Origin of the sequence: Bradyrhizobium cenepequi (assembly GCF_020329485.1) — a bacterium.
GTDB classification, from domain to species: domain Bacteria; phylum Pseudomonadota; class Alphaproteobacteria; order Rhizobiales; family Xanthobacteraceae; genus Bradyrhizobium; species Bradyrhizobium cenepequi.
This window is the reverse complement of record NZ_JAGKJI010000001.1, coordinates 182,660-205,992: the sequence shown is the minus strand read 5'-3', so window position 1 is coordinate 205,992 and position 23,333 is coordinate 182,660. Positions and strand designations below refer to the sequence as shown.

The following is a 23,333-nucleotide window of genomic DNA, read 5'->3' as shown; positions in this document are numbered from 1 at the left end:
CCGTCATCGCTGATGACCCCCGGTTTCGCCTCCAAAGAGGTGGGCGAAGCACAAAGGAGATTTGCCATGAGCAACGCACCTCTGATGCCCAAGGCGACCGCCGTCTGGCTGCTGGATAACACCGCGCTGACCTTCGACCAAGTCGCCGATTTCACCAAGATGCACCCCTTGGAGATCCGTGCCATCGCCGACGGCGACGCCGCCCAAGGCATCAAGGGCATGGATCCGATCTCGACCGGCCAATTGAGCCGCGACGAGATCGAAAAGGGCGAAAGAGACCCGAACCACCGCCTCAAGCTCGGCGAGACCAAGGTGGCGCTGCCGCCGGCCGCCAAGCGGAAGGGGCCGCGCTACACCCCGGTGTCGCGGCGCCACGAACGGCCGAGCGCGATCCTCTGGCTGGTCCGCAACCACCCCGAACTGAAGGACGCCCAGATCATGCGGCTGGTCGGAACCACCAAGACCACGATCGCCAGCGTCCGCGACCGCACCCACTGGAACACCTCGACGCTGACCCCGATGGACCCGGTGACGCTCGGCCTGTGCTCGCAGATCGAGCTCGATTTCGAGGTACAGCGCGCCGCCAAGGAGAAGCCCGCTGCCTCCACCTATGGCGGCGCCACGCTGCTGCCGGCCTCAGAGACCACGCGCAAGGAACCGGAATTCGAGCCGACCGAAAAGCAGCGCGAAGACCTCAACGTCGACGCCGTGTTCGCCAAGCTGAAGACGATCGGCGGCAAGAAGGCGGAGGAGGAGTAAGTCTCCTCCACTTAGAGTATCGGAGACGCGAACGCGGCGGGACGCCCCGCCGCGTTTTTGTTTTGCGTGATGCCGCAAGCGCCCTCACGCCTTCTTCAGGAACTCCGTGCGCAGGACCAGACCCTTGACCTTGTCAGTGCGGCCTTCGATCTCATCCTCGTTGTCGGTGAGGTGGATGTTCTTGATCACCGTGCCGCGCTTCAAGACCGTGGACGAGCCTTTCAGCTTCAGGTCCTTGATCAGCGTGACACTGTCGCCCTCGGCGAGCAGCGTGCCGTTTGAATCCCTGATCTTGATGTCCATGTGGTGCTTTCCGCGACGCGCGCTGAGATGAGAGGATACCTGACCGATCTGTCTTAGAGCATGACCCGGAAAAGTGTGAAGCGGTTTTCCCTCGCGACAAACGCGAAGCGTTTGCGCGGAGATCCTGCTCAAACAACAACCTAAAGCGCGTTGATGATTCATCCTCATCTCATCGCGCTTTAGCCCAATTCGGCTTGGCCCGTCACCTCATGCTGGCGGATGCGGCGCCGGGCCGCCCGGCTCCCGGCGCCGCCGCCCCCCGCGGCGTCAGAACTTGTAGGTGACGCCGCCGCCCACCAGCCACGGATCGATATTGGCGCGCCCCGTGACTGGAATCGCGTTGTTGACGGTTGCCGAGTAATCGGGCCGCAGCCACAGCTTCTTCACGTCGACGTTGAGACCCCAGTGGCGATCGAGCATGTAGTCGAAGCCGAACTGGACGGCGGCGCCGACCTGGTTGCTGATGTGCAAGTCCGTCACCGCAAGGCCGCCGACCGGCGTATTGGCGGCGGACTGGTTGAAGAACACGGTGTAGTTGATGCCGGCACCGACATACGGCTTGAACGCGCCGAGCCCGGTGAAGTGATATTGCAGGGTCAGGGTCGGCGGCAACAGCCAGGCCTTGCCGATGTCGAGGCCGTTGAGCGTCCCGGTCCCGCTGATGTGATGCCTGGTCGCGCCGAGGATAAGTTCGGCGGCAAAGTTCTCAGTGAAGAAATAGGTGATGTCGAGCTCCGGGATGACCTGATCGCTGATCGAGAGCCCCGAGTTCGGCGACGACAGGCCCGGAACGCCGAAGACGTTAACCGAGCTGCCACCTGCATCCGGCAGCACGCCGAGCGCGCGCAGGCGGATCATCCAGGGGTTGAAGGTCTCCACCGGCGGCGGCGCCTTCGCCTTGTAGACCGGCGCCAGATCCGCACCCTGCGCCGACATGGCGGCCCCACCGAACGCCGCCGCAAGCACGAGCGACGCCGTCAAAATTGTTCTTGTCCTCATCAAATTCCCCATCGCCAAGTCCGCGCGGAAAGTCGCGCGTTGCCTCTCTCAGACCAGAAGCAGGACGGTGAAGGATTTGATGCGGATCAAATAAGACGAGACATGACGCGATTAAGTCGCGCCGTTGCAAAAGTATCACGGAAAACGCCGATGCGATTCAGGCGCGGGGGTAACGAGTGGCCGTGCATCGACGAGGTCGCTACCTGTTTTTAGCAGGCAGCAGCTTCGCCAATGTCTTCAGGACAACAACGAAACCGTCGAGCAGTTCAGGATTAACCTTGGAGTCGAGTTGTCCGTGAACTATTGCATTCCTGACCACGATTGCTGCCCTCAACGTATCGGCTTCTTCTGGTGTAGCATATCCTGCGGACGCAAGTACCTCTACGAGACGCGCAGGCGTTTGCGGCCGCTGGAATTGATCCGGAAGCAAAGCTCGGCCGATAGCTTCAAGCGTCGCCCATGCCATCACGATAGCGGGTAGCGGATGGCCGGCATTACGCAAATCATCCACACGCTGAATCGATTCGCTAATTGCGGCAGTCGAAGCGATCTCCAGCAATTTGCCGGAAGCTGCGGGTGATGCGTAGAATACCTTCAGCTCCCAGTCATCACGATCGGCAAACAAAGACTGGAGCGTCTTTATCTTCTGAGTGGAGCTTGTGTTTGAGCCGACAACCTCAATTGCGATCTTCTTGTCCTTTCTGAGAGCGATGGCGTCCGGTCTATACTCTTGCATAAAGGGCGGAAGGATCGAGGGAGAGGGGTTTATGTAAACGTCAAATCCCTCCGCCTGATAGCGGGGCAGGAGACTTTCGATCACTTCGGCTTCGCTGCTTCCAGGGACACTCGTCATGTCAGATCCTCGAATGGATCGTTCGACAACCGAACATATAAGATGGGTTTTGTTCTATTTAGCGCGTCCTGCAGGATCGGACTAGGAGTCCCAAATCCGAAGACATTCCCAGGTTCGAACTTCTGAACCAGCACCCGATGAACCTGTCGATCGTCCACGTAGACGTGCTTGCCCAATGCATCGAGCACAGGCTTGACAATGTTATCGATATCACCGGCCATCTCGGCAGCCGGAAAATAGAACAATGTTGCCGCGACCGGGCCTTCCGTCGCGAAATGGCCCTCCGGCAGGACCGCTCGCGTTGCGTCAATAACGCGCGCCTTCCATTGATCGACTGACTCCCGGCGCTTGGCAGATAAGGAAACGGGGGTTCCGGCCACTAAGAATTCAAGCGGAAACTCGATTTCCACGCTCATCGCCGCACTTTGAAGGCCAAAACACTGTCAATTCACGAAGCCCGAAGCTCGCACAGGCCCGGTTCCATTTCAACTGATTTGCCTCAACGGCCCTCAACAGATGCTGGCTTCATGAGAGCGCGATTTCTTCCGTCACCTCGTGCTTTAGTCCGGCGGCATCGATCGTCAGCGTCATCTTCGCCGTCAGCTTCTCGTTGCCCTTGAGGCTACCGGCTCCGATGGCGTCGCGTACGGCTTTCTCAATCTCGCGCTGTGAGGTGATGCCGACGCGCTTGAGAAATCGGCGCAGGCTTTCGTTGAAGACGTCCTCGTTCATGACGTTCCTCCTCTGCTCATGGCCTCACTGGATTGTTCAGCATGTATTCGCCGAGATTGCGCTGACGGCGGTCGGCGCGCGCTTCGGCATGCTGCTTCTGGACGTCGCGATCCTTGCGGCAGGCGACATATTCGGGCGAGCCCTGCTCGATGTTGTTGGCGCGGCAGAACGCGTCGTCATCGCCCGCCGCATCGGCCAGCGGCGCCGTTCTCCGCTCGAGGCAGCCCACGAGCAGAGGCGCGAGCAGGAACAGCACGATGTAGGATCTGGCGAAGTAACGTCGCATGCGTGGTTTCCCTCTTTCGTCATTGCCGGGCGCCCGTCCCCGACCTGATCGGGGATGACCCGGCAATCCATCGAAAAGATGGCAGCTTCTCCGATCTTGATGGATGCCCGGGTCAAGCCCGGGCATGACGATCCCGACGGTCACACCCTCCCCTTCAGCGCGTCGCCGATCTCGTCGAGCACCTTGGGGTCCTCGATCGTGGCCGGCATGGTCCATGGTTCGCCATCGGCGATCTTCTTGATGGTGCCGCGGAGAATCTTTCCGGAGCGTGTCTTCGGCAGGCGGCCGACAGTGATCGCGAGCTTGAAGGCGGCGACCGGCCCAAGCTTTTCGCGCACCAATGCGACGATCTCCTGCTCGATCTCGGCGGGCCGACGGCCGACGCCGGCTTTCAGCACCAGGAAGCCGCAGGGCACTTCGCCCTTGATCGCATCCTTGACGCCGAGCACGGCGCATTCGGCAACATCGGGATGCGAGGCCAGGATCTCCTCCATGCCGCCGGTGGAGAGCCGGTGGCCGGCGACATTGATGATGTCATCGGTGCGTCCCATCACCCAGACGTAGCCATCCTCATCCTTGTAGCCAGCGTCGGACGTCTTGTAGTAGCCGGGGAATTCGGAGAGGTAAGATTCCTTGAAGCGCTCATCCTGCTCCCACAGCGTCGGCAGGCAGGCGGGCGCCATCGGCAGCTTGATCACGATCGAGCCCATGGTGCCCGCGGGCACCGGACGCGCGGCTTCATCGACCACGTCAACCTGATAGCCCGGCATCGGCACCGTCGGCGAGCCGTGCTTGACCAGCAGCATGCCAAGCCCGACCGGATTGCCGGCGATGCACCAGCCGGTCTCGGTCTGCCACCAATGGTCGATCACCGGCACCTTCAGTTGCGCTTCCGCCCATTCCAGCGTCGGCGGATCGGCGCGCTCGCCGGCAAGGAACAACGTGCGGAATTTCGACAGGTCGTATTGTCGGATGAACTTGCCGTCTGGATCCTCCTTGCGGATGGCGCGGAAGGCGGTCGGCGCAGTGAAGAACGCGACCGCCTTGTGCTCGGAGATCACCCGCCAGAAGGCGCCGGCATCGGGCGTGCCGATCGGCTTGCCTTCGTACATGATCGAGGTCGCGCCGTGGAACAGCGGCCCGTAAACGATGTAGCTGTGGCCGACCACCCAGCCGATGTCGGAGCCGCACCACCAGATCTCGCCCGGCTTGACGCCATAGAGGTTGAACATCGACCATTTCAGCGCAACGAGATGTCCGCCATTGTCGCGCACGACGCCCTTGGGGATTCCCGTCGTGCCTGAGGTGTAGAGGATGTAGAGCGGATCGGTCGCGAGCACAGCGATGCAAGGTGCGGCCTTGCCGGCATCGAGCGCAGCGCGGCGCAGGCTGGCCCAGTCGTGATCGCGGCCCGCGGTGAGATCGCAAGACTGCTGCGGGCGCTGCAGGATGATGCAGCCTTGCGGCTTCGCGCCGGCAAGCTTGATCGCCTCGTCCAATAGCGGCTTGTATTGCACAATGCGACCAGGCTCGATGCCGCAGCTTGCAGAAAAGATCAGCTTCGGCTTGGCGTCGTCGATACGGCTGGCCAGCTCCTTTGCAGCAAAACCGCCGAACACCACGCTGTGCACCGCGCCGATCCGCGCGCAGGCCAGCATCGCGACGACCGCTTCCGGCACCATCGGCATATAGAGGATAACGCGGTCGCCCTTCGCCACGCCGAAATCCTGCATGACCGCGGCGAGCGTCTCCACTTCCTTCAGAAGCTCGGCATAGGTGAATCTCGTGATGCTGCCGGTGAGCGGGGAATCGTGGATCAGCGCGACCTGGTCGGCGCGACCGCCCAGGACGTGGCGGTCGAGCGCATTGTAGCAGGTGTTGACGACGGCCCCGGTGAACCAGCGTCCGTAGGCGCCGATCGAAGCGTCGAAAACCTTGCTGGCCGGTTCGATCCAATCGATCTCGCGCGCCGCCTCACCCCAGAAGCCATCGGGATCAGCCAGCGAGCGGGCATGGACCTCGTGATAGCGGCGCTTGTGAATGTTCATGGCGTTCCTCCCGGCGGTCGCCAGCCCTGACGAGGCGGGCGATTGTCGTTCCGTTCTTGTCGCCATTGTCACGGGAAGCGGCGCGGATTCAAGCCGAAAGCGCAGGACTGGTGGCCGCAGCTAAGACCCGTCGGCCCCGTTCAGCTTCTCCAGCCGCTGCTTCATCTCCTTCGGCAAGTCGTAGCCGGGCCGGCCGAACTGGGCATTGCGGCGGGCGATGAATTCATCCTGCTCGCGCTGCAGGGCGCGGGCCGCTCGCGGGTTCTCGGCCTCGCGGACCGCCCTGGCATTTGCTGCAAAGATCTCGCGGTCGAGGTCGGCGAGCTCGGGATTGGCGCAGATGACCTTCTCTACTGTGCGGCGGCCCTTGGCGCAATTGAAACTCGGCTTGCCGGCAACGGCCATCAGCGCGCCCAACCGCTCCAATTCCAGGGCCAAAGACTTGTGGTTGGCGCGCGCCGCGGCGTGATCCGGATTCAGCTTGATAGCCGCGCCGAAGTCAGCGAGCGCCTTGGGCCGGTCGCCCTTCTTGCGCCAGAGCTCGCCGCGCGCATTGAAGATATCGGCGAGCGTCCGATCCAGTCCCAGCGCCGCGTCGTAGTCGGAGATCGCCCGGTCGACCATGTCCTTGCGGGCATAGGCGTCACCCCGCGCGATCAGCGCCTTGACGCGATCGGCCTTGACGGTGTTTTCATTGTCGATCAGCGCCGTGCAGAGATCGACGACCTTGTCGTCATCGTCAGCGCCGGCAGCAGTGAGGCATGGCGCGGGATCAGCCTGCACATCCTTCAGCGGCTCGACGCTGGTTGCAAAGGCAGGCTGCGCGAGCGCCATGCAAAGACTCGACGCGATGATGACGCGTCGGATGAAGAGCCAGGATTGCATCGATTGGTCCGGCAGGAATCCTTGATCTCGAGCCGATGGTAGCAAACGACGCATATCGCGCACAGCGGGAGATTTGTCGCGATTTACGCGCTTGCTCATAAGCTCGCAAACTGATGCTAGATTGACCTATGACTGCCAACGGGAATTTGACGCGTATCAACCTTCGAATGGACCATTGTCCTGCTGCTCGTCGCCATTCCACTGTCGGCGGTGGCGCGACGGATCAACGTACCCTATCCCACCTTCCTTGCGATCGGCAGGCGTTCCTATATGCCGAAAAAACCTCGAATCATCGCGCGATTTGCGATAGCGCCGGAAATCAACTGACCTTGCAGGTGGTCCCGCCATCAACGACGAGTTCGATGCCGGTGACATATTTCGATTCATCCGAGGCCAGGAATAGCGCGGCGTTGGCGACATCCCAGGCGTCGCCCATGTGGCCCATCGGCACTTGCGCATCGCGGGCGCGCCACATCGCTTCCACGTCACCCGCGGAATAGCTGGCGGCGAGGCCGGCGGAATGCGCTACCATCGGCGTTTTCATCAAGCCCGGCAGGATCGCGTTCACGCGCACATGCTCGGCCGCGAACTGCACCGCCGTGGTGCGCGTCATCTGGTTCATCGCCGCCTTCGTGGTGGCGTAGGTGACGTAGGAGATGCCGAGATGGCGGATCGAGGCGATCGAGGAGATGTTGATGATCGAGCCGCCGCCCTGCTTCTGCATGACAGGAATAACGTGCTTCATGGCAAGATAGGCGCTCTTGAGGTTGACGGCGAAGACGCGATCCCATTCCGCCTCGCTCACCTCGACGACGCTGCCTATCTCGGCGATGCCGACATTGTTGTCGAGCACGTCGATGCGGCCGTACGTCTTCAGGCACGCCGCGACCATCGCCTCGATGTCGGATGCACGGGAGACATCCGCGGTGAACGCGGTCGCCCTGCCGCCCTCGCCGGTGATGATGCCGGCCGTCTCTTCTGCTGCAGCCGCATTACGGTCGACACAGAACACGCTGGCACCCTCACGGGCAAAGGTGACGGCGGTCGCCTTGCCGTTGCCCCAGCCGGGCCCAATCGAGCCTGCGCCGACCACCATCGCGATTTTGCCCTTGAGCCGATCCATTGGTTTCTCCCTTGCTGTAGTTCGTATTGCAGCCAGGCGCCCGCGGTCAACCCAATCCGGCTGATGTGCCCGATGCAAAGTCCGCATGCATCATCCGAAAGTCGCAGGCGCGATGCCTCTTGCAACGTTTCCCCCAAACCAGCATGAATGCGCCGCCCAGTATCTCGGCCGTCCCGCCGGGCTAGATGAGAGCATTCCGGAGGAAGCATGACTGCAGAAGGCCGACCGTCAGGCAAATCGTCGCCCAATGACGACGTCGTCGCGATCTCCGAGGAGGCGCTGCAGAAGGCGGAAACCTTCGTCGAGGCGGAGGAAGGTGCGACCAACCGCCTGATGGGCTGGGCAGGACGCATTTCGACCACGATCGCGGTGGTCATGAGCCTGTTTCATCTCTATGCAGCCTACGCGATCGTTCCGACCCAGGAACTTCGCTATACCCACGTCGCCTTCACGCTGGTACTGAGCTTCCTGCTGTTTCCGCTCGCTACGCGGTTTCGCAACCGCGTACGCTGGTGGGACATCGTGCCGGGCATCGTTGCGGTCGCAACCATCATCTATGCGCTGTGGGGCGGCGAGGATTTCACCGACCGCGCCACCACGCCCGACCACCTGGACGTCATCGTCGGCATTGTCTTCATCGTGCTGCTATTGGAGGCGACGCGGCGCACGACCGGACCCATCATGCCGGTGGTGTCGCTGTTCTTCATCGCCTACGCGATGCTCGGCCCGCACCTGCCGGCGCCATGGACCCACCGCGGCTACGACCTGACCCGTCTGGTCGGCCATCTCTTCATCACCCTGGAAGGCATTTTCGGCGTCGCGGTCGATGTGTCGGCCACCCTGATCATCCTGTTCACGATCTATGGCGCGTTCCTGCAGCAATCCGGCGCCGGAAAGTTCTTCATCGACTTCTCGCTGGCGCTGATGGGCGGCAAGCCGAACAGCGCGGGAAGGACGGTGGTGCTGTCGTCGTTCCTGCTCGGCGGCCCCTCGGGTTCGGGTGTCGCCACCACCGTGATGATCGGCACCGTGGCCTATCCGATGCTGGCCAAAGCGGGATTTGAGAAGAACGCCGCTGGCGGATTGCTGGCGGCCGGTGGCCTCGGCGCGATCCTGTCGCCGCCGGTGCTGGGGGCAGCCGCTTTCCTGATCGCCGAATTTCTCAAGATCAGCTATCTCGACGTGATCTGGATGGCGACCATCCCGACCTGCCTCTATTACATGTCGCTGCTGTTCATGGTCGAACTGGACGCTCGCAAGTTCGGCGCCAAGGACGTCAGCTTCACGCAAGAACTGACGCTCGGCCAAATGACCAAGCGCTACGGCTTTCACTTCATCTCATTGGCCGCCGTGGTCGTGTTCATGATCATCGGCTATTCGCCGTCACTGTCGGTGTTCTACGCCGTCGTGGTCACCTTCGTGCTGAGCTTCCTGCGGAGGGAAACGGCGCTGGTGCCCTCGAAGCTGATGAAGGCGCTGGCCGACGGCTCGATCGGCGCGCTCAATGCCGCGACCACCTGTGCATGCGCCGGCATCGTCGTCGGCACCGTGACGCTGACGGGCCTCGGCCTGAAATTCTCGTCCATCGTGATCAGCTACGCCGGCGGCAGCCTCCTGTTGACCGCGATCTACACCTCGCTGATCGTCTGGACCATCGGTCTCGCGGTGCCGGTGACCGCCTCCTACATCATCTGCGCCGTGATCGCAGCGCCCGCGCTGATCAAGCTCGGCGTGCCCGATTACGCCGCACACATGTTCATCTTCTACTACGCTGTGCTGTCGGAGGTGTCGCCGCCAACAGCGCTTTCTCCGTTCGCGGCTGCCGCCATCACCGGCGGCGACCCCTACCGCACGACGCTGCAGTCGTGGAAATACACGCTGCCGGCCTTCCTGGTGCCGTTCGTGTTCGTGCTCGACCCGCAGGGCGTCGGCCTGCTGCTGTCGATCCCCAAAGGCGGCTCGTGGATCGATATCCTTGAAATCACGATCAAGACGACCCTCGGGCTACTCGCGCTTGCCGCGTTTGCCCAGAACTGGGCCCTGCGACAAACTACGCCGATCGAACGCGGCCTGCTTCTGCTATCCGGATTGCTGCTGGTGTTTCCGAGTTTGATCGAAGCGATCGTCGAATGGATGATCGGCCGCGATATCAGCTACACCTATGTGCCGGGTCTGGTCATCGGTCTCGGCGTGCTGCTGTGGCAGGCGAGAACGGCGAACCCGAAGCAACCGGCGCTTACGATTTAGTCAGGGAGTGATAGAGATGAAGAAACTGAAGAAGACTGTGGCGATACTCGCTGTGACGATTTCAGCAGGTTTCGCTTTCGCCGGCATCGCGCACGCGCAGCAGAAGACCATGTCGATCGGCACTGGCGGTACCGGCGGCGTCTACTATCCGCTCGGCGGCGCGGTCGCCAACGTGCTCTCGAAGAACCTTCCCAACGTGCAGGCCACTGCCGAGGTCACCGGCGGCTCGGTCGACAATCTCAAGCTGATCGGCACCGGGCAGAGCGAAATGGGCTTCACCATGGCCGATGCCGCGCTCGACGCCCTGCAGGGCCATGACAAGTTCAAGAACAACAAGGTGCCGCTGCAGGCCCTCCTCGTGGTCTATCCGAACCGCATGCATGTGGTGACCGTCGAGGGCACCGGCATCGAGAAGATGGCGGACCTCAAGGGCAAGCGCGTTTCGACGGGTTCGCCCGGCAGCGCCACCGAAGTGATGGCGTTCCGTGTCATCGAAGCCGCCGGCCTCGATAAGGACAAGGACATGAAGCGCGAGCGGCTCGGCGTCGCCGAATCCGTCAACGCCATCAAGGACCGCAAGATCGATGCCTTCTTCTGGGTCGGCGGCATTCCGACCGCGGCGGTGACCGATCTGGCCGCAACCCCCGGCATCAAGATGAAACTGATCGACCATGGCGAACTGGCCGAGAAGATGAACGCCAAATACGGCAAGCTCTATTCCGCCAGCACGATCAAGGCCGGCTCGTATCCGGGCTACGACAAGGACAACTCGATCGCCGAGGTCTGGAACCTGATCGTCACCGGCGACAAGATGAGCAACGACGATGCCTATACGATCGTCAAGACGCTGGTGGAGAAGAAGGCTGATATCGTCGCCGTGCACAAGGAAGCCCAAAGCTTCTCGCTCGACAACCAGCGGCAGGATCGCTCCCCGATCCCGTTCCATCCCGGCGCGCTGAAGTATTTCAAGGAAATGGGGATCGGCGGCTAGCACGCCTCAATCCAAATTCCAGACCGCACGCTGAGCGGCGCCATCGTGCGCCGCTCATTCTTTCGCCGGCAACCGCCAGCATCACTCAAGGACTTCAAATGCCCTCTTCGACCCTCACTTCGTCACATCTCAGCCGCCGCTCGCTGCTGCGCGGCACCGCCGCGGTTGCCGGCGCATCGCTGCTGCCGCACCTGGCCCGCGCCGCCGAATGGCCGACGCGGCCGGTCAAGCTCCTGGTGCCGTTTTCCGCCGGTGGCACCACCGACATCCTGGCCCGCGTGGTCGCGGCCAAAGTCTCCGAGGAGTTCGGCCAGCAGTTCATCGTCGAGAACAAGACCGGCGCGGGCGGCAACATCGCGGCCGACGCAGTCGCCAAGGCCGATCCCGACGGCTACACCTTCCTCGTCGGCACGCCGGGGACGCATGCGATCAATCCGTTCGTGTTCAAGAACATGCCGTTCGATCCGCTGAAGGACATCGCGCCGGTCATCATCATCGCGCGGGTGCCCAATCTCTGCTCGGTCACCAATTCGCTGCCGGTGAAGTCCGTCGCCGAGCTGATCGACTATGCCAAGTCGAAGCGCGGCGAATTGTTCTACGGCACGCCCGGGCTCGGCAGCACCGCCCATGTCTCGACCGAGCTGTTCCGCTCAATGACCGGCGTCGAGATCACGCATGTGCCATACAAAGGCAGCGCGCCGGCATTGACGGACCTGATCGCCGGCCGCGTCCATCTGATGATCGACAACCTGCCCGCCGCGCAGTCCTTCGCCGAAGCCGGACAGATCCGTCCACTTGCGGTGTCCACGTCCAAGCGCTGGCCGCTCTTGCCGGATCTTCCGACGATCGCGGAGGCTGGCGTGCCCGGCTATGACGCCGCGTCCTGGTTCACGATCGCAGCTCCCGCGAAGACGCCGAAGGAGATCATCGACCGCCTCAACCCGAGCATCGACAAATTCCTCAAGACCGAGGACGGGATCGCGCGCCTGCGCAAGCTCGGTGCCGAACCCGCCGGCGGCTCGGCCGAAGACATGCAGGCCTACGTGCTGGCGGAGACCGAGAAGTGGGGCAAGGTCGCCAAGTTCGCGGGCATCAAGCCGGAGTGACGATCGGCAGCCGCGTGGTCACGCGAACGGCGATCTCGAACATGGTGGCCGCCGCACCGCGGCGGCCACCAACATCGAATTCATGAGCATTGCTCTCCCCGTAGCAGGCCGGGAAATGGGCCGGACAGGGCGCCTCGGCAAACCCATCCAACGGCGCATAGAGCCAGGCACCGACACACATGTCAGTTCGGTCATTGGCAACGACCCTGTTCCCTGCTTAATTTCGCTCCGCGAAACCGGCTCGCCAGTGGCCGGCGCAACCGGGAGAAACGCCAATGCCTGCTTACCGCGCCGTGGGACTATCTTTGGGAGCCGCTGTCCTGCTTTGCAGCGTCAGCTTCAATCCTGTCCATGCGAAGCCTTTCATGATCGTAGGGCTCGACGAGAAGCTATTATGGGATGACGCCGGAAAACCGATCCTGTCAGCGCCCGGCAAGGACCAGGTGCTCATCCTTGACCTTGCCAATCCCGAAAATCCCAAGACTGTTGCCTCACTGCCGCTGAAGAATTCGGTGGTGGGTCCGCCGGTCAATCTCGACATCGACCCGACCGGCTCTATCGCTCTCGTCGCCGATTCGGTCGATGTGACCAAGGACGGCGATGCGCTGAAGCAGACGCCGGACAACAAGGTCTATGTCATCGATCTCAAGGCCACCCCGCCGAAGCTGGCAGCGACTGTTACCGTCGGCAAGCAGCCCTCGGGGCTCAGCATCAGCCCGTCCGGCAAGATGGCGCTGGTCGCCAATCGCGGCGACAATTCCGTTAGCGTGCTCTCGATCAATGGGAGCGACGTCAAGGCCGCCGACACGATCACGTTGCCCGACAGCGTCGCCCATGTGGCGTTCACGCCGGACGGCAAGCGGGCGCTCGCTGTCCGCTTCCCCGCGCACAAGGTCTCGGTGCTCGATATTGCCGGAGACAAGGTGACCTACAACAAGGTCGATCTGCCGACGGGCCAATGGCCATACAATGTCGCGGTGACGCCAAATGGCAAGCTCGCACTGACGTCCGACAATGGCGGCGCCGGCTCATCCGACGGCAGCGTCGATACCACGAGCGTGATCGATCTCGAAGCCAATCCGCCGCGCATCATCGACCGTGTGGTGGTCGGCGACGGTCCCGAGGGCTTTGCGATTTCGCCGAAGGGAGATCTCGCCGTCGCCGCCATTTTGCGCGGCTCAAACATGAAGAACGCGTACTACTATCAGAAGAACGGCAGCCTCACGGTGCTGAAGATCGATGGCAAGAAAGTGACCAAGGCTCAGGACATCGAGGTCGGTGGCTTGCCCGAGGCGGTCGCGTTCACGCCGGATGGCAAGTACCTTCTCGCCGGAAATTACCTGACTCAGGATTTCTCGATCCTCAAAGTCAATGGCGGCAAGGTTGTCGACACCGGCAAACGCTTCAAGGTGCCGGGTCACCCGGCTTCGGCACGGATGGGACACTAGGGATGGATCGCGTGAACGGGATTCCCAGAACGGGAATCGATCCCGACGATAACGACAAACAACCATAGACATTAACGTATGCCGCCGTCGCGAAATGACGCGGCGGCGCATCATTTGCGATCGGCTTGCGAGCAGTTCGGACCGAATGGCCGCGGAGCACGGCATTTGCAGCCGCTCATGCTCTCGTGCGCTTCGATTTTTGATTACAATTTTAGCTTTATTAGCTTCTTTAACCCTACCTAAGCATTCATGGGGATTTGCAGGGAGGGTCCTCAAATTTCCAGATTAAGGCCGCCACGGAGATGTACGAGTCAAATCGACATCACGGGAAAGGCGGGCATGAATCAAATCAACCCCAAGGAATACGCACGACCCGGCTGGTTCGGTCATCGCAAATTGACACCGCGGGCCTGCGTCGCTGACAGCAAGAAGCACCTTCGCACCTTCCTTTCCGATGCTCTCGAGGATCTCGGCTTCATCACTTCGGAGTGCAGTGAGGCCACTGAGCTGGATGGCGCGCTGGACGAGCATCGGCCGGACCTGCTTGTGCTTGGTGTCTCGGTCAACGGCATCGAGGTCGGCAAGATTCTGGAGGTTCTCGTCAGGAAGAATTTCGCAGGCAAGGTTCTCGTCATCGGCCCGCCCGAGTCAATCATGGTAAAAGCGGTCAGGCAAATTGGCGAAGAATACGGCGTAGCCATGCTGCCGCCGCTGGCGACGCCGTTTGGCGCAGGAACGCTGCGCGACAGCGTCGCGATGCTGCTGCCGCAGGAGCCCGCGCCGAGCCCTGCGGTCGACGTGGCGGAGGCGCTCAAGGCGGGCTGGCTCGAATTGTGGTACCAGCAGAAGATCAACCTGCGCACGCTGGTTCCTGCGGGCGCGGAGGCGCTGGTCAGGATGCGGCATCCGGCGTGGGGCGTGGTGCCGCCGGCCTATTTCATTCCCGATGACGGCGATCCGCATTTCCATGCGCTGTCCGAATTCGTGGTCGGTCGCGCCATCGAGGACTGGCACTATCTCTTGGAGCAGAAAGGACCGGTGGACCTGTCGATCAACTTGCCGGTGTCGTTCCTGAGGGATCCTCATGCCGTGCGCGAACTATGCGGTCGTGTGCCGCAGCATCCTGCCTTCGGCGGCCTCTTGCTCGAGATCGGAAGCGCCGAGGTGATCGAGAATCCGGATCTCGTGATCGAGGTGGCGCGGCAGGTGCGGTTCCACAACATCGCGATCTCGGTCGACCAGGTCGGGACGGAGTGGCCATCGCTGATGGGGCTGAAGAGCTTTCCCTTCGTCGAGCTGAAGATCGATCATCAATTCGTCACCGGTGCCGCCGATGACCGGCTGAAGCAGACCGTATGCAAACACGTCGTCGAACTCGCCCACGACCACGGCGCGCGGGCGCTCGCCCAGGGCGTCGAAACACGCGCCGACTTCCTCACCGCGCATGCGGTCGGCTTCGACCTGGTGCAAGGCTATCTGTTCGGCAAGCCGATGGGGGTGAAGAAGTTCGCCCGCTCACGGCCTTCCCCCGCCGCGAGCGCCGAATCGAAATCGTGACGTTCCCTGGGGCCATCCCCCGGGTTCACTGGAATGTCATGTCGATGCATTTCGAGATGTCCGAGCCGAGGCCGGAGGAGATGGTGATGCAGCCACGCACCTTCTGCACGTTATTGTCGCTGGCCCAGACGGAATAGCCGCCGGGACCGAAGAACGAGTTGGTGTTCGGCGGTTCGGTTTCGGCGGCGTCGAACGAGTAATTGCCGTCGGTGTCGAAGATGCGCGGCCGCTTGGTGCAGCCGCCATCGGCCTGCACGTTGATGACCTCCTTGTTGTCGCGCGTCAGCGCCAGCGAGACCTGGCAGCGGAAGTATTCCGAGGTCTTGGTGTTGAACAGATAGGCGTAGGACCTGCAGGTCGCGGTGTTGAGCTTGCCGGCGGACAATCCCCGGCTGCAGGCAATCCGCTGATTGTTGGAGAGCTTGAATTCGTCGGCACAAGCCGCGGTGGCCATCGTCATGAGCGAGAGCGCAAAACCGAAACCGATATTCATGCCGGCCTTCATTCGAATCATCCCTATCGAGCTTTTCGCAATGATGCGTTTGTAGATGGAAACGGCAACATAGTCGCGAGGCTGAAAATCACAAACCCGCAGGGATGCACGCGATGCCGCACGACGACTTCCGTCGTATTGACGGAATAACAGCGTTCGTGATTTGTTCAAACAAGAGCGCCAGTTTCGGCAATGATGACTGGGGAGGTGATCATGACTCGATTTCAAGCCAAGACCTTTTTGATGGCGACCTTTTCGATGGCTGCGGCGCTGACGATGCTGGCCACTCCCGCACTCGCACAACGCGCATCGCCTGCACCCTGGGAGCTGAAGCCCGACATGGGCTACGCCTATGGCAAGGACGGCTCGACCCTCGCCTACAAGATGGGGACCAACAATGCCGGCCTGTTGCTCAAAGGCGCGAAGAAGGTGCCGAGAGGCACGTTGTTCTTCATCGGCCAGAACGGGCAGCTCTACATGCGCTCCGGCCCCTATCTCGAGGGCGACGGCAAGTTCATGTTCGGATCGAACTAAAGATCGCGCATGCGTTGCTTTCACCCTCCCCTGAAAGACCCTGAAAGGGGAGGGTCGACGCGAATGAAATGAGCGGCGGGGAGGGGTCAAGTCTCTCCGCGGAGACACTGCCCGTGTTGAGAGATGACCCCGCCCCGGTTCGCATTCCGCTGCGCTACATGCGAACCGACCCTCCCCTTTCAGGGGAGCATGAAGAAACTAAAACACTGACGCCAATTCCTTGGCGCCGGGCTTGTTGCTGTTGTAGTCCATCCGCTCGTCGGTGACTGCGAGGAGCTTGGCGACGGTGTTATGGCGGATGGCGACCGGGTTGCGCTGATAGCCGCCGCGCTGGAAGAAGTTCGACGTCGGCACCTTCTCGCGCATTGCCTGCGGCATCGTGACCATGTCGAACCCGGTGCCGTCGCCGGTCAGGTTCATCATCTCGAGTTCGGCCGCGCTCAGCGGGCGGGTATAGCCCTTGGCCCGCGCGAAAATGACTGACGTCAACAGCTTATGGGTCTGCAGCATCGGCCCGACGTCGATATCGAGCACCATGGCATGGACCGCCCAGCCCTGCGGCGTATTCGCGAGCCGCTCGTGCGCCGACCAGCTGTCCGGAACCGAGCGTGCGAATGCCACCATCTTCCTCAGCACCGCGATCTTGTGATCCATCGCCGTGCGCGCGGGATCGGACAGCGTGGCTGCCTTTTGGGTCAGCGCCTTGATGAACTCGTGACCCTGCTGGGCAATCAACTCGACGGTGTTGGTGGTGAGCAGCTGGTTGTAGCCGATTGCGGTCGAGATCGCCCTTGTGCCGGGGCCGCGGTAGCCCGACTGCATGTCGTGATTGCCGCTGCCGCCGGTCTCGAAGGAATAGACCCGAACTGCCTGCTCGCGCGTCAGGCCGGCTGCGAGCGCGTGGCGGGCATAGGCGCGCTTGAACTCGGCCTCGCTGGCCGGCCGTTGCGGCCTGAACTGAAACTGCTCGGCGGCGGCTTTCAGGAAATCGGCAACGAGGGGAATGGCCTTGCGCGGACGCGACGGTTCCTCTTCTTCCTCCGGCACCGGACTCACCGGCCGTTTCGGCCCGGTATAGACGGGCGGCTGGTCGAGCACATAGTCATCGAGCGTGATCGGCTGCCGCTCGCGCCGCTTGGCGTTGCGGGTGCGCCGCTTCTCGGAGATCGCGCTCCAGTAAGCGCCCGCCTCCTCCTCGAAGGCGGCGCGCGCTTCCTGATATTCCTGCAGCTTGCGGCGATATTCGGCGATCGCCTGCGGCGTCGCGGCCTGCGCCATCGCGTCCATGGTGGATGCCGAAAGGGTGGCGGTCTCGCCCGCCACGGCGCCCGGCGCGCTCGCGAACAGCGCGAGCGCGACCAATCCGTGGGAACAGCGAATCAACGGCAGGCGCATCGCTCTCTTGTAGCAAGGACGCACGCGAAGTCAGCGTGCAATCGAACGACAATGTGTCGCGAGCGCCCGGATCCGGAACCGGAGAGAACCGCCAAGCCGGTCACGTCCAGACCCAAGGCAACCGCAATGCCCACTGCAGGACGGGCGCGAATCGGCGCATCACTCCGGCTCGACGCCGCTGGCCTTCACGAGCTGCGCCCACTTCTTCTCGTCCTTGTCGATGAAGTCGGCATAATCCTCGGGCGAGCCCGGTGTGATCTCGGTGCCATCAGCGCCCAATTGCCGCTTCACCTCGTCGGAGGCGAGCGCGTCGCGCAGCACCTTGTTGAGCTTGTCGATGATCGGCCGCGGCGTGCCGGCCGGTGCGGCGAGACCGTAATAGAGCGAGGCGTCGAAGCCGGGAACACCGGCTTCGGCGATCGTCGGCACGTCGGGCAGGAGGCCGGAGCGGGTCGCGCTGGTCACCGCCAGCGCCCGCAATGTCCCCCCGCTGACATTGGAGTGGGAGGCCGGGATCGGCGCAAATGCCATCGGAATGTGCCCGCCAATGAGGTCGACCAGCGCGGGGCCGGTTCCCTTGTAGGGAACATGCACCAGCGAGATGCCGGCGCTGTGCGCGAAATATTCGCCGGTGACGTGGCTTGCGGTGCCTGCGCCGGCCGAGCCGAAACTGACCTTGCCGGGATTTTGCTTCGCATAGGCGATCAGCTCGGCGACGCTCTTGGCCGGGAACGACGGATGCACGACCAGCGAGTTCGGTGCATTGCCGATCATCCCGATCGGCGCGAAATCCTTACGCGGATCGTAGCCCGCCTTCTTGTAGAGCGACGGGCCGATCGCGAGCGTCCCGGTATAGCCGAGCACCAGCGTGTAGCCATCCGGATCGCTCTTGGCGACCGCCTTGGTGCCGACCGTGCCGCCGGCGCCGGGACGGTTGTCGATCACAATCTTTTCGCCGAGCAGCTCGCTCATCTTATCGGCGATGCCGCGGCCGACGATGGAGGTGCTGCCGCCGGGTGCGAAGGGGATGACGAGCGTGATCGGCCGGTTCGGATAGTCTTGGGCCTGCGCTGGCCAGAATGCTGCGCTGGCAGCAAGCGCAGCGACAGCGGTGCAAAGTCGTTTCCTCCAGGACAGCATGTCCAAAAGTCTCCCCTGACGTTTCTTGTCGCCGCATCGTCCTAGAAAGAGCCCGCATGTGCAACCCGTCGCAGCCGGGTTGACGCTATTTCCATGCGAAGACCGGCTGTTCGAGATCGGAGACACGGGTGTCGCGGCCGGCCAGCACCTCGCGGAACTGGTAGATCAAGGCCGCCGTCGGGGCGTGGATATGCTGGCCGGCGTGGCGGAAGCGGATCACGCGCCTGGCACTTTCGGGAATGGTGGTGAAGCTGAACGCATCATCCGCTTCGATCGCCTGCAGCGTGACGCGATGGACCGAGGCGACCTCGTCCGGGTTGGGCACGATCGGCGCCTGGGTCGAGACCCACACCACAATCGGCGTAATGAGATAGCCGGAGCGGGTCGGATAATCGTCGAGCACGCCCAGCACGTCGCCATCATCGACGCGGAGACCGAGCTCTTCGTGCAGTTCGCGCAATGCCGCTTCCGCCTGTGTCTCGCCGGGGTCGCAGCGTCCACCGGGCAGCGCCCATTGCGCGCTGTGGCTGCGCAGGCCGGCCGCGCGGCGGGTGAGCAGGAACGCGGTCTCCTCGCTCTCGCCGCCAGTGAGCGCGATCGCGACCGCCGCGCGTTTGAGCAGCAGCGCGGAGTCGTTCGGCAAGGGCGTGAATGCCGCGCAGAGCTCCGCGATATTCCGCCGGGTGGCATCATCAAATGAGCGGGCCATTGATCTTGACTACAACAGTCCCGCGTTCGATGAAACGACCTGATATCACGTCTTGCCGAATGGAAAGCATCACATGACGAAACGGGCCGCGGAAAAACTCAGATCCGACGGCTGGAAGATCGTCGATACATCCGGCTTCCTGCATCTGGTCGGACCGCTGTGGCAGCGCCTCGTCGGCGACGAGCATGAATATGCATTGGTCACCGAGGACAAGCATCACAATCGCCGTGGCCTGGTGCAAGGCGGCGTGATCATGACCTTCGCGGACCGCACCTGCGGCATGACCGCCCGCTACGTCTCGGGCAAGCCGGCGCTGGCGACCGTGCAGCTGGATACGCATTTCGTGGAGGCCGGCAAGATCGGCGAAACCTTGATCTCGAAGCCGCGCGTGGTGCGCTCGACCAGGAGCCTGATCTTCATCACCACGGAAGTGACCGTCGAGCGACGCTGCATCGCCATGGCGAACGGCGTGTTCAAGATATTGAAGAGCGAGTAGGCTTAACATTCGTCATTCCGGGATGGTGCGCGAGCACCAGACCCGGAATCTCGAGATTCTCCGATGCGCAATTGCGCATCGTAGTTCGATGCTTCGCATCGCCCCGGAATGACTCCAGGAGGAGCAGACAATGCAGTACCGTCAACTTGGCCGCAGCGGCCTGAAGATTTCGCCGATTTGCCTCGGCACCATGATGTTCGGCGGCCCGACCGACGAGGCGACCTCGACGCGGATCGTCGCAAAGGCACGCGAGGCCGGCGTCAACTTCATCGACACCGCCGACGCCTATAATGCCGGAAATTCCGAGCAGGTGGTGGGCCGCGCGATATCCAACAACCGGCAGAACTGGATCCTCGCCACCAAGCTGGCCAATCAGATCGGCGACGATCCCAATTTTGGCGGGCTGTCGCGACGCTGGGTGCTGCAGGCGGCCGAGGCGAGCCTGAAGCGGCTCGGCACCGACTACATCGACATCTACTACCTACACAAGGAAGATCACACCACGCCGCCGGACGAGACCGTGCGCGCGATCGGCGACCTGATCCGACAGGGCAAGGTGCGCTATTTCGGCGTCTCGAACTATCGCGCCTGGCGCCTCGCCGAGATCTGCAACATCTGCGACCGGCTCGGCCTCGATCGCCCGATCGTGAGCCAGCCCTATTACAACGCGATGAACCGCATGCCCGAGGTCGAGCATCTCCCGGCCTGCGGCCATTACGGGCTCGGCGTGGTGCCCTATAGCCCGCTGGCCCGCGGCGTTCTGACTGGCAAGTACCGTCCCGACGCCGCCCCCGACAAGGACAGCCGCGCCGGCCGCAGTGATACCCGGATGATGCAGACCGAATGGCGGCCGGAATCCTTGAGGCTTGCGCAGGAAATCAAGCAATATGCCGAAGCCCGCGGCATCACCGCCGCGCAATTCGCGGTCGCCTGGGTGCTGAACTCATCCTTCGTCTCCGCCGTGATCGCCGGCCCGCGCACCGAAGCGCAATGGGACGATTATATCCGCGCACTCGACTATTGCTTCACTGCCGAAGACGAGGCGCTGATCGACCGGCTCGTCGTCAGCGGGCACCCTTCCACGCCGGGCTACAACGATCCGGCCTATCCGATCGAGGGGCGACGCGCGCGGACGGCGGAGCCATCGTAGCTGCTGATCCGGAAATTCACGCACTCCTTGCAGGCCAGGCAACCACCTCGCCGGACATCACCAGGCGATCGCGACCGCTTTCCTTGGCGGCGTAAAGGGCACGGTCGGCGGCGGCCACCAGCGCGCCGCACTCGGTCACCGCCTCGCGCGGAACGTTGGTCGCGCCACCGATGCTGACAGTGATGAGTCGCGACGGCAGATTTTGCGCATGCAACATGCCGAGCTCGCGCAGCGCCTCGCGAATCCGTTCACCGACCTGCACACAGCCCTCCGCATCAGTATTCGGCAGCAGCAGCACGAATTCTTCACCGCCATACCGCGCCGCCAGATCGGCCGGCCGCCGGGCCTGCGCGGCCAGGATCCGCGCCACCGCGCGCAAGCAACCGTCGCCGGCCTGATGGCCGTAATGATCGTTGAATTTCTTGAAATGGTCGACGTCGACCAGGAGTAGCGACAGCGGCCCGCCGGCGCGCCGGGCGCGGGCCCACTCGTCGGCGAGACGCTCGTCGAATTGCCGGCGATTGGCAAGCCCTGTCAAGCCGTCGGAGGTGGCAAGCACAGCGAGCTTGTCCTCCAGATCCTTTTGCTTGGTCATGTCGCGCGAAATGGCGACGACGCCGTCGATTGCAGCGGTGTCCGGCGCACGCGTCACGCGTAGCGCGGTTTCGACCCAGATCTCGCCCTTCTCGCGATGGCGGTTGCGATAGACGATCCTCGCCTCTTCGGCCTCGCCGTTCTTCAGCGCCGCGACCGCCTGCTCGACCCGCAGCCGGTCTTCGGCATTGACGCCACCCAACGCCTGAGTTCCCATCAGCCTCTCGGCGGTCCAGCCAATCACGCGCACGCTGGAGGGCGAGACGTAACGAATCACTTCGTCCAAGCCGATCCGCATCACCATATCGCTGGACTGCTCGGCCAACAGGCGGAAATCGGCTTCCTTGGCCAAGAGCGCCGTCGCCATGCGCTGCCGCTGCGCCAATTGCCGTATGAGGTAGTAGCCGATCAGGGCGATCAGCAGCGTGAGGCCCAGAACTATCGCGATGCGCGCGAGCACGGCTTGGCGCCAGGGCGCCAGCACGTCGTCCTGCGCCTTCGTCGCCAGCACCAAGAACGGGTAGCGACTGCTGCGCTGGTAGTAACTCAACCGCTGCAGGCCATCGAGCGGCGATTTGAAGTAATAGACGCTGGCCGCCGGCCGGGTTTGCTGTTCCCTGAACAAGGGTGCGCTCGACATGTCGCGCCCGACATAGGCGCCTTCATCGTCGCCGCTGCGCGCGAGCAAGATGCCGTCGGCACTGAGCAGGGAGATTGCCCCGTTCGTGCCCACTTCGAACTGCTCGTAGAAGCGCAGGAAATAGGCCACGTCGATGGTCGTCAGCACGACGCCGGCAAACGTGCCGTCGGGATGGTTGAAACGACGCGAGACCGTGACGATCCATTGGCCGCCGGAGCGGCTCTTGACGGGGCGGCCGAAAAAGCTGCTGCGATCGGGCCGAGCCAAATGATGCTGAAAATATTCGCGGTCGCTGTTGTTGAGGCCGGCGAAGTTGATCTGCTCGGTGGTAGCCAGCCAGCGGCCGGTCTCGTCATAGACGAAGATGCCGCGAATGCGCTGCCTGTTGAATTGTCGTTGCTGCAGGAACGCCTGGAGCTTTGCAAGCGCCGCCGGGTCTGTCCCGCCCGTCTCCATGCGGTCGACCATGCCGGCAAGGATCGTCTCGGCCAGATCAAACGTGTCGTCCGCGTGCTGCGTCAGCGAGCGGGCGAGATTGGTCATGTCGACTTCGGCGTTCCTGAGGTAGACGGCACGCGATTCCCATTCGCGCCAGCCGCTCAGCGCCAGAATGGCCGCGCACGCAAGCGCGACAAATGCCGTCGCGACCAAGGCGAGACGGTTTGAGCTCAGTTCGTTGCGGCCCTTTACCATGGAGGTTCACTCCAATCCGGTGCAACCTCACATCTCGGCCTTAAGGTAGTATTGCGCCTGCCGCTCTCATTGAGCGGACTGCGTGCAGTGCAATGAGATGGCCCTGAGCGGGAACCGGAAGAATTCCGAAGCCCACAGGCGCGACCGGCAGG

Annotated in this window: 24 protein-coding genes; 9 read left to right on the top strand and 15 right to left on the bottom strand. The window is 62.7% G+C overall.

Annotated features, from left to right (window positions below; genetic code table 11):
• Positions 1-66: 66 nt before the first annotated feature.
• Complete coding sequence (locus J6497_RS01030) at positions 67-759, top strand: DUF1013 domain-containing protein (RefSeq protein ID WP_225702364.1); 693 nt, start codon at positions 67-69, stop codon at positions 757-759.
• Positions 760-843: 84 nt separating this feature from the next.
• On the opposite strand, the gene J6497_RS01025 is transcribed toward J6497_RS01030, so the two are convergent.
• The 9 genes from J6497_RS01025 to J6497_RS00985 all read right to left on the bottom strand — a co-directional run bounded on the left by J6497_RS01025 (position 844) and on the right by J6497_RS00985 (position 7,988).
• The gene (locus J6497_RS01025; RefSeq protein ID WP_225702363.1) at positions 844-1,062 is read right to left on the bottom strand and encodes an alkylphosphonate utilization protein; all 219 of its coding nucleotides are present in this window, start codon (positions 1,060-1,062) and stop codon (positions 844-846) included.
• 267 nt (positions 1,063-1,329) lie between these two features.
• On the bottom strand, positions 1,330-2,061 hold the full coding sequence (locus tag J6497_RS01020) for an OmpW/AlkL family protein (RefSeq protein ID WP_225702362.1): 732 nt from the start codon (positions 2,059-2,061) through the stop codon (positions 1,330-1,332).
• Between the two features lie 199 nt (positions 2,062-2,260).
• A complete protein-coding gene (locus tag J6497_RS01015) occupies positions 2,261-2,914 on the bottom strand; it encodes a hypothetical protein (protein WP_225702361.1) in 654 nt (217 codons plus the stop codon).
• The gene (locus tag J6497_RS01010) at positions 2,911-3,330 is read right to left on the bottom strand and encodes a RusA family crossover junction endodeoxyribonuclease (protein WP_225702360.1); all 420 of its coding nucleotides are present in this window, start codon (positions 3,328-3,330) and stop codon (positions 2,911-2,913) included. The genes J6497_RS01015 and J6497_RS01010 overlap by 4 nt, the downstream gene beginning before the upstream one ends.
• A 109-nt stretch (positions 3,331-3,439) precedes the next feature.
• Positions 3,440-3,646: a DUF6494 family protein gene (locus tag J6497_RS01005; protein ID WP_225702359.1), complete on the bottom strand. Its 207-nt coding sequence runs from the start codon at positions 3,644-3,646 to the stop codon at positions 3,440-3,442.
• Positions 3,647-3,662: 16 nt separating this feature from the next.
• Positions 3,663-3,932, bottom strand: coding sequence for a hypothetical protein (locus J6497_RS01000; RefSeq protein ID WP_225702358.1), 270 nt, complete (start codon positions 3,930-3,932; stop codon positions 3,663-3,665).
• 140 nt (positions 3,933-4,072) lie between these two features.
• On the bottom strand, positions 4,073-5,980 hold the full coding sequence (locus J6497_RS00995; protein ID WP_225702357.1) for a propionyl-CoA synthetase: 1,908 nt from the start codon (positions 5,978-5,980) through the stop codon (positions 4,073-4,075).
• A 120-nt stretch (positions 5,981-6,100) separates the two neighbouring features.
• Positions 6,101-6,814, bottom strand: coding sequence for a tetratricopeptide repeat protein (locus tag J6497_RS00990; RefSeq protein WP_225702780.1), 714 nt, complete (start codon positions 6,812-6,814; stop codon positions 6,101-6,103).
• A gap of 370 nt (positions 6,815-7,184) precedes the next feature.
• Complete coding sequence (locus J6497_RS00985) at positions 7,185-7,988, bottom strand: SDR family NAD(P)-dependent oxidoreductase (protein WP_225702356.1); 804 nt, start codon at positions 7,986-7,988, stop codon at positions 7,185-7,187.
• A gap of 207 nt (positions 7,989-8,195) precedes the next feature.
• Between J6497_RS00985 and J6497_RS00980 the strand changes: the two genes are divergently transcribed.
• From J6497_RS00980 to J6497_RS00970, 3 genes are all read left to right on the top strand, one after another.
• Positions 8,196-10,235 (top strand): TRAP transporter permease, encoded by a 2,040-nt coding sequence (locus J6497_RS00980; protein WP_225702355.1) that lies wholly within the window; start codon positions 8,196-8,198, stop codon positions 10,233-10,235.
• Between the two features lie 16 nt (positions 10,236-10,251).
• A complete protein-coding gene (locus tag J6497_RS00975; RefSeq protein ID WP_225702354.1) occupies positions 10,252-11,226 on the top strand; it encodes a TAXI family TRAP transporter solute-binding subunit in 975 nt (324 codons plus the stop codon).
• Between the two features lie 98 nt (positions 11,227-11,324).
• Entirely contained in the window at positions 11,325-12,332 is a 1,008-nt protein-coding gene (locus tag J6497_RS00970; RefSeq protein WP_225702353.1) for a Bug family tripartite tricarboxylate transporter substrate binding protein, read from the top strand.
• On the opposite strand, the gene J6497_RS00965 is transcribed toward J6497_RS00970, so the two are convergent.
• A complete protein-coding gene (locus tag J6497_RS00965) occupies positions 12,319-12,513 on the bottom strand; it encodes a hypothetical protein (protein WP_225702352.1) in 195 nt (64 codons plus the stop codon). The genes J6497_RS00970 and J6497_RS00965 overlap by 14 nt on opposite strands.
• A 184-nt stretch (positions 12,514-12,697) precedes the next feature.
• On the opposite strand from J6497_RS00965, the gene J6497_RS00960 reads away from it, so the two are divergent.
• Together J6497_RS00960 and J6497_RS00955 are read left to right on the top strand one after the other, a co-directional pair.
• Positions 12,698-13,780 (top strand): lactonase family protein, encoded by a 1,083-nt coding sequence (locus J6497_RS00960; protein ID WP_225702351.1) that lies wholly within the window; start codon positions 12,698-12,700, stop codon positions 13,778-13,780.
• 339 nt (positions 13,781-14,119) lie between these two features.
• Complete coding sequence (locus tag J6497_RS00955; protein ID WP_225702350.1) at positions 14,120-15,337, top strand: EAL domain-containing response regulator; 1,218 nt, start codon at positions 14,120-14,122, stop codon at positions 15,335-15,337.
• A 25-nt stretch (positions 15,338-15,362) separates the two neighbouring features.
• Here the strand turns inward: J6497_RS00955 and J6497_RS00950 are convergent, their stop codons facing one another.
• Positions 15,363-15,842 carry a hypothetical protein gene (locus J6497_RS00950; protein WP_225702349.1) on the bottom strand — a complete coding sequence of 160 codons (480 nt, stop codon included), beginning with the start codon at positions 15,840-15,842 and terminating at the stop codon, positions 15,363-15,365.
• Positions 15,843-16,088: 246 nt separating this feature from the next.
• On the opposite strand from J6497_RS00950, the gene J6497_RS00945 reads away from it, so the two are divergent.
• Positions 16,089-16,364, top strand: coding sequence for a hypothetical protein (locus J6497_RS00945; RefSeq protein WP_376708156.1), 276 nt, complete (start codon positions 16,089-16,091; stop codon positions 16,362-16,364).
• Between the two features lie 198 nt (positions 16,365-16,562).
• Here J6497_RS00945 and J6497_RS00940 read toward each other — a convergent pair whose 3' ends face one another.
• The 3 genes from J6497_RS00940 to J6497_RS00930 form a co-directional block, all read right to left on the bottom strand.
• Positions 16,563-17,759, bottom strand: coding sequence for a hypothetical protein (locus tag J6497_RS00940; RefSeq protein ID WP_225702348.1), 1,197 nt, complete (start codon positions 17,757-17,759; stop codon positions 16,563-16,565).
• A 159-nt stretch (positions 17,760-17,918) separates the two neighbouring features.
• A complete protein-coding gene (locus J6497_RS00935; RefSeq protein ID WP_225702347.1) occupies positions 17,919-18,899 on the bottom strand; it encodes a Bug family tripartite tricarboxylate transporter substrate binding protein in 981 nt (326 codons plus the stop codon).
• Between the two features lie 85 nt (positions 18,900-18,984).
• Positions 18,985-19,608: an NUDIX hydrolase gene (locus J6497_RS00930; RefSeq protein WP_225702346.1), complete on the bottom strand. Its 624-nt coding sequence runs from the start codon at positions 19,606-19,608 to the stop codon at positions 18,985-18,987.
• A 73-nt stretch (positions 19,609-19,681) separates the two neighbouring features.
• Here J6497_RS00930 and J6497_RS00925 point away from each other — a divergent pair, with 73 nt between their 5' ends.
• Positions 19,682-20,104 carry a PaaI family thioesterase gene (locus J6497_RS00925; protein WP_225702345.1) on the top strand — a complete coding sequence of 141 codons (423 nt, stop codon included), beginning with the start codon at positions 19,682-19,684 and terminating at the stop codon, positions 20,102-20,104.
• Positions 20,105-20,234: 130 nt separating this feature from the next.
• Positions 20,235-21,254 (top strand): aldo/keto reductase, encoded by a 1,020-nt coding sequence (locus J6497_RS00920; protein ID WP_225702344.1) that lies wholly within the window; start codon positions 20,235-20,237, stop codon positions 21,252-21,254.
• Positions 21,255-21,270: 16 nt separating this feature from the next.
• Here the strand turns inward: J6497_RS00920 and J6497_RS00915 are convergent, their stop codons facing one another.
• Positions 21,271-23,181 carry a diguanylate cyclase gene (locus J6497_RS00915; protein ID WP_225702343.1) on the bottom strand — a complete coding sequence of 637 codons (1,911 nt, stop codon included), beginning with the start codon at positions 23,179-23,181 and terminating at the stop codon, positions 21,271-21,273.
• Positions 23,182-23,333 lie beyond the last annotated feature (152 nt).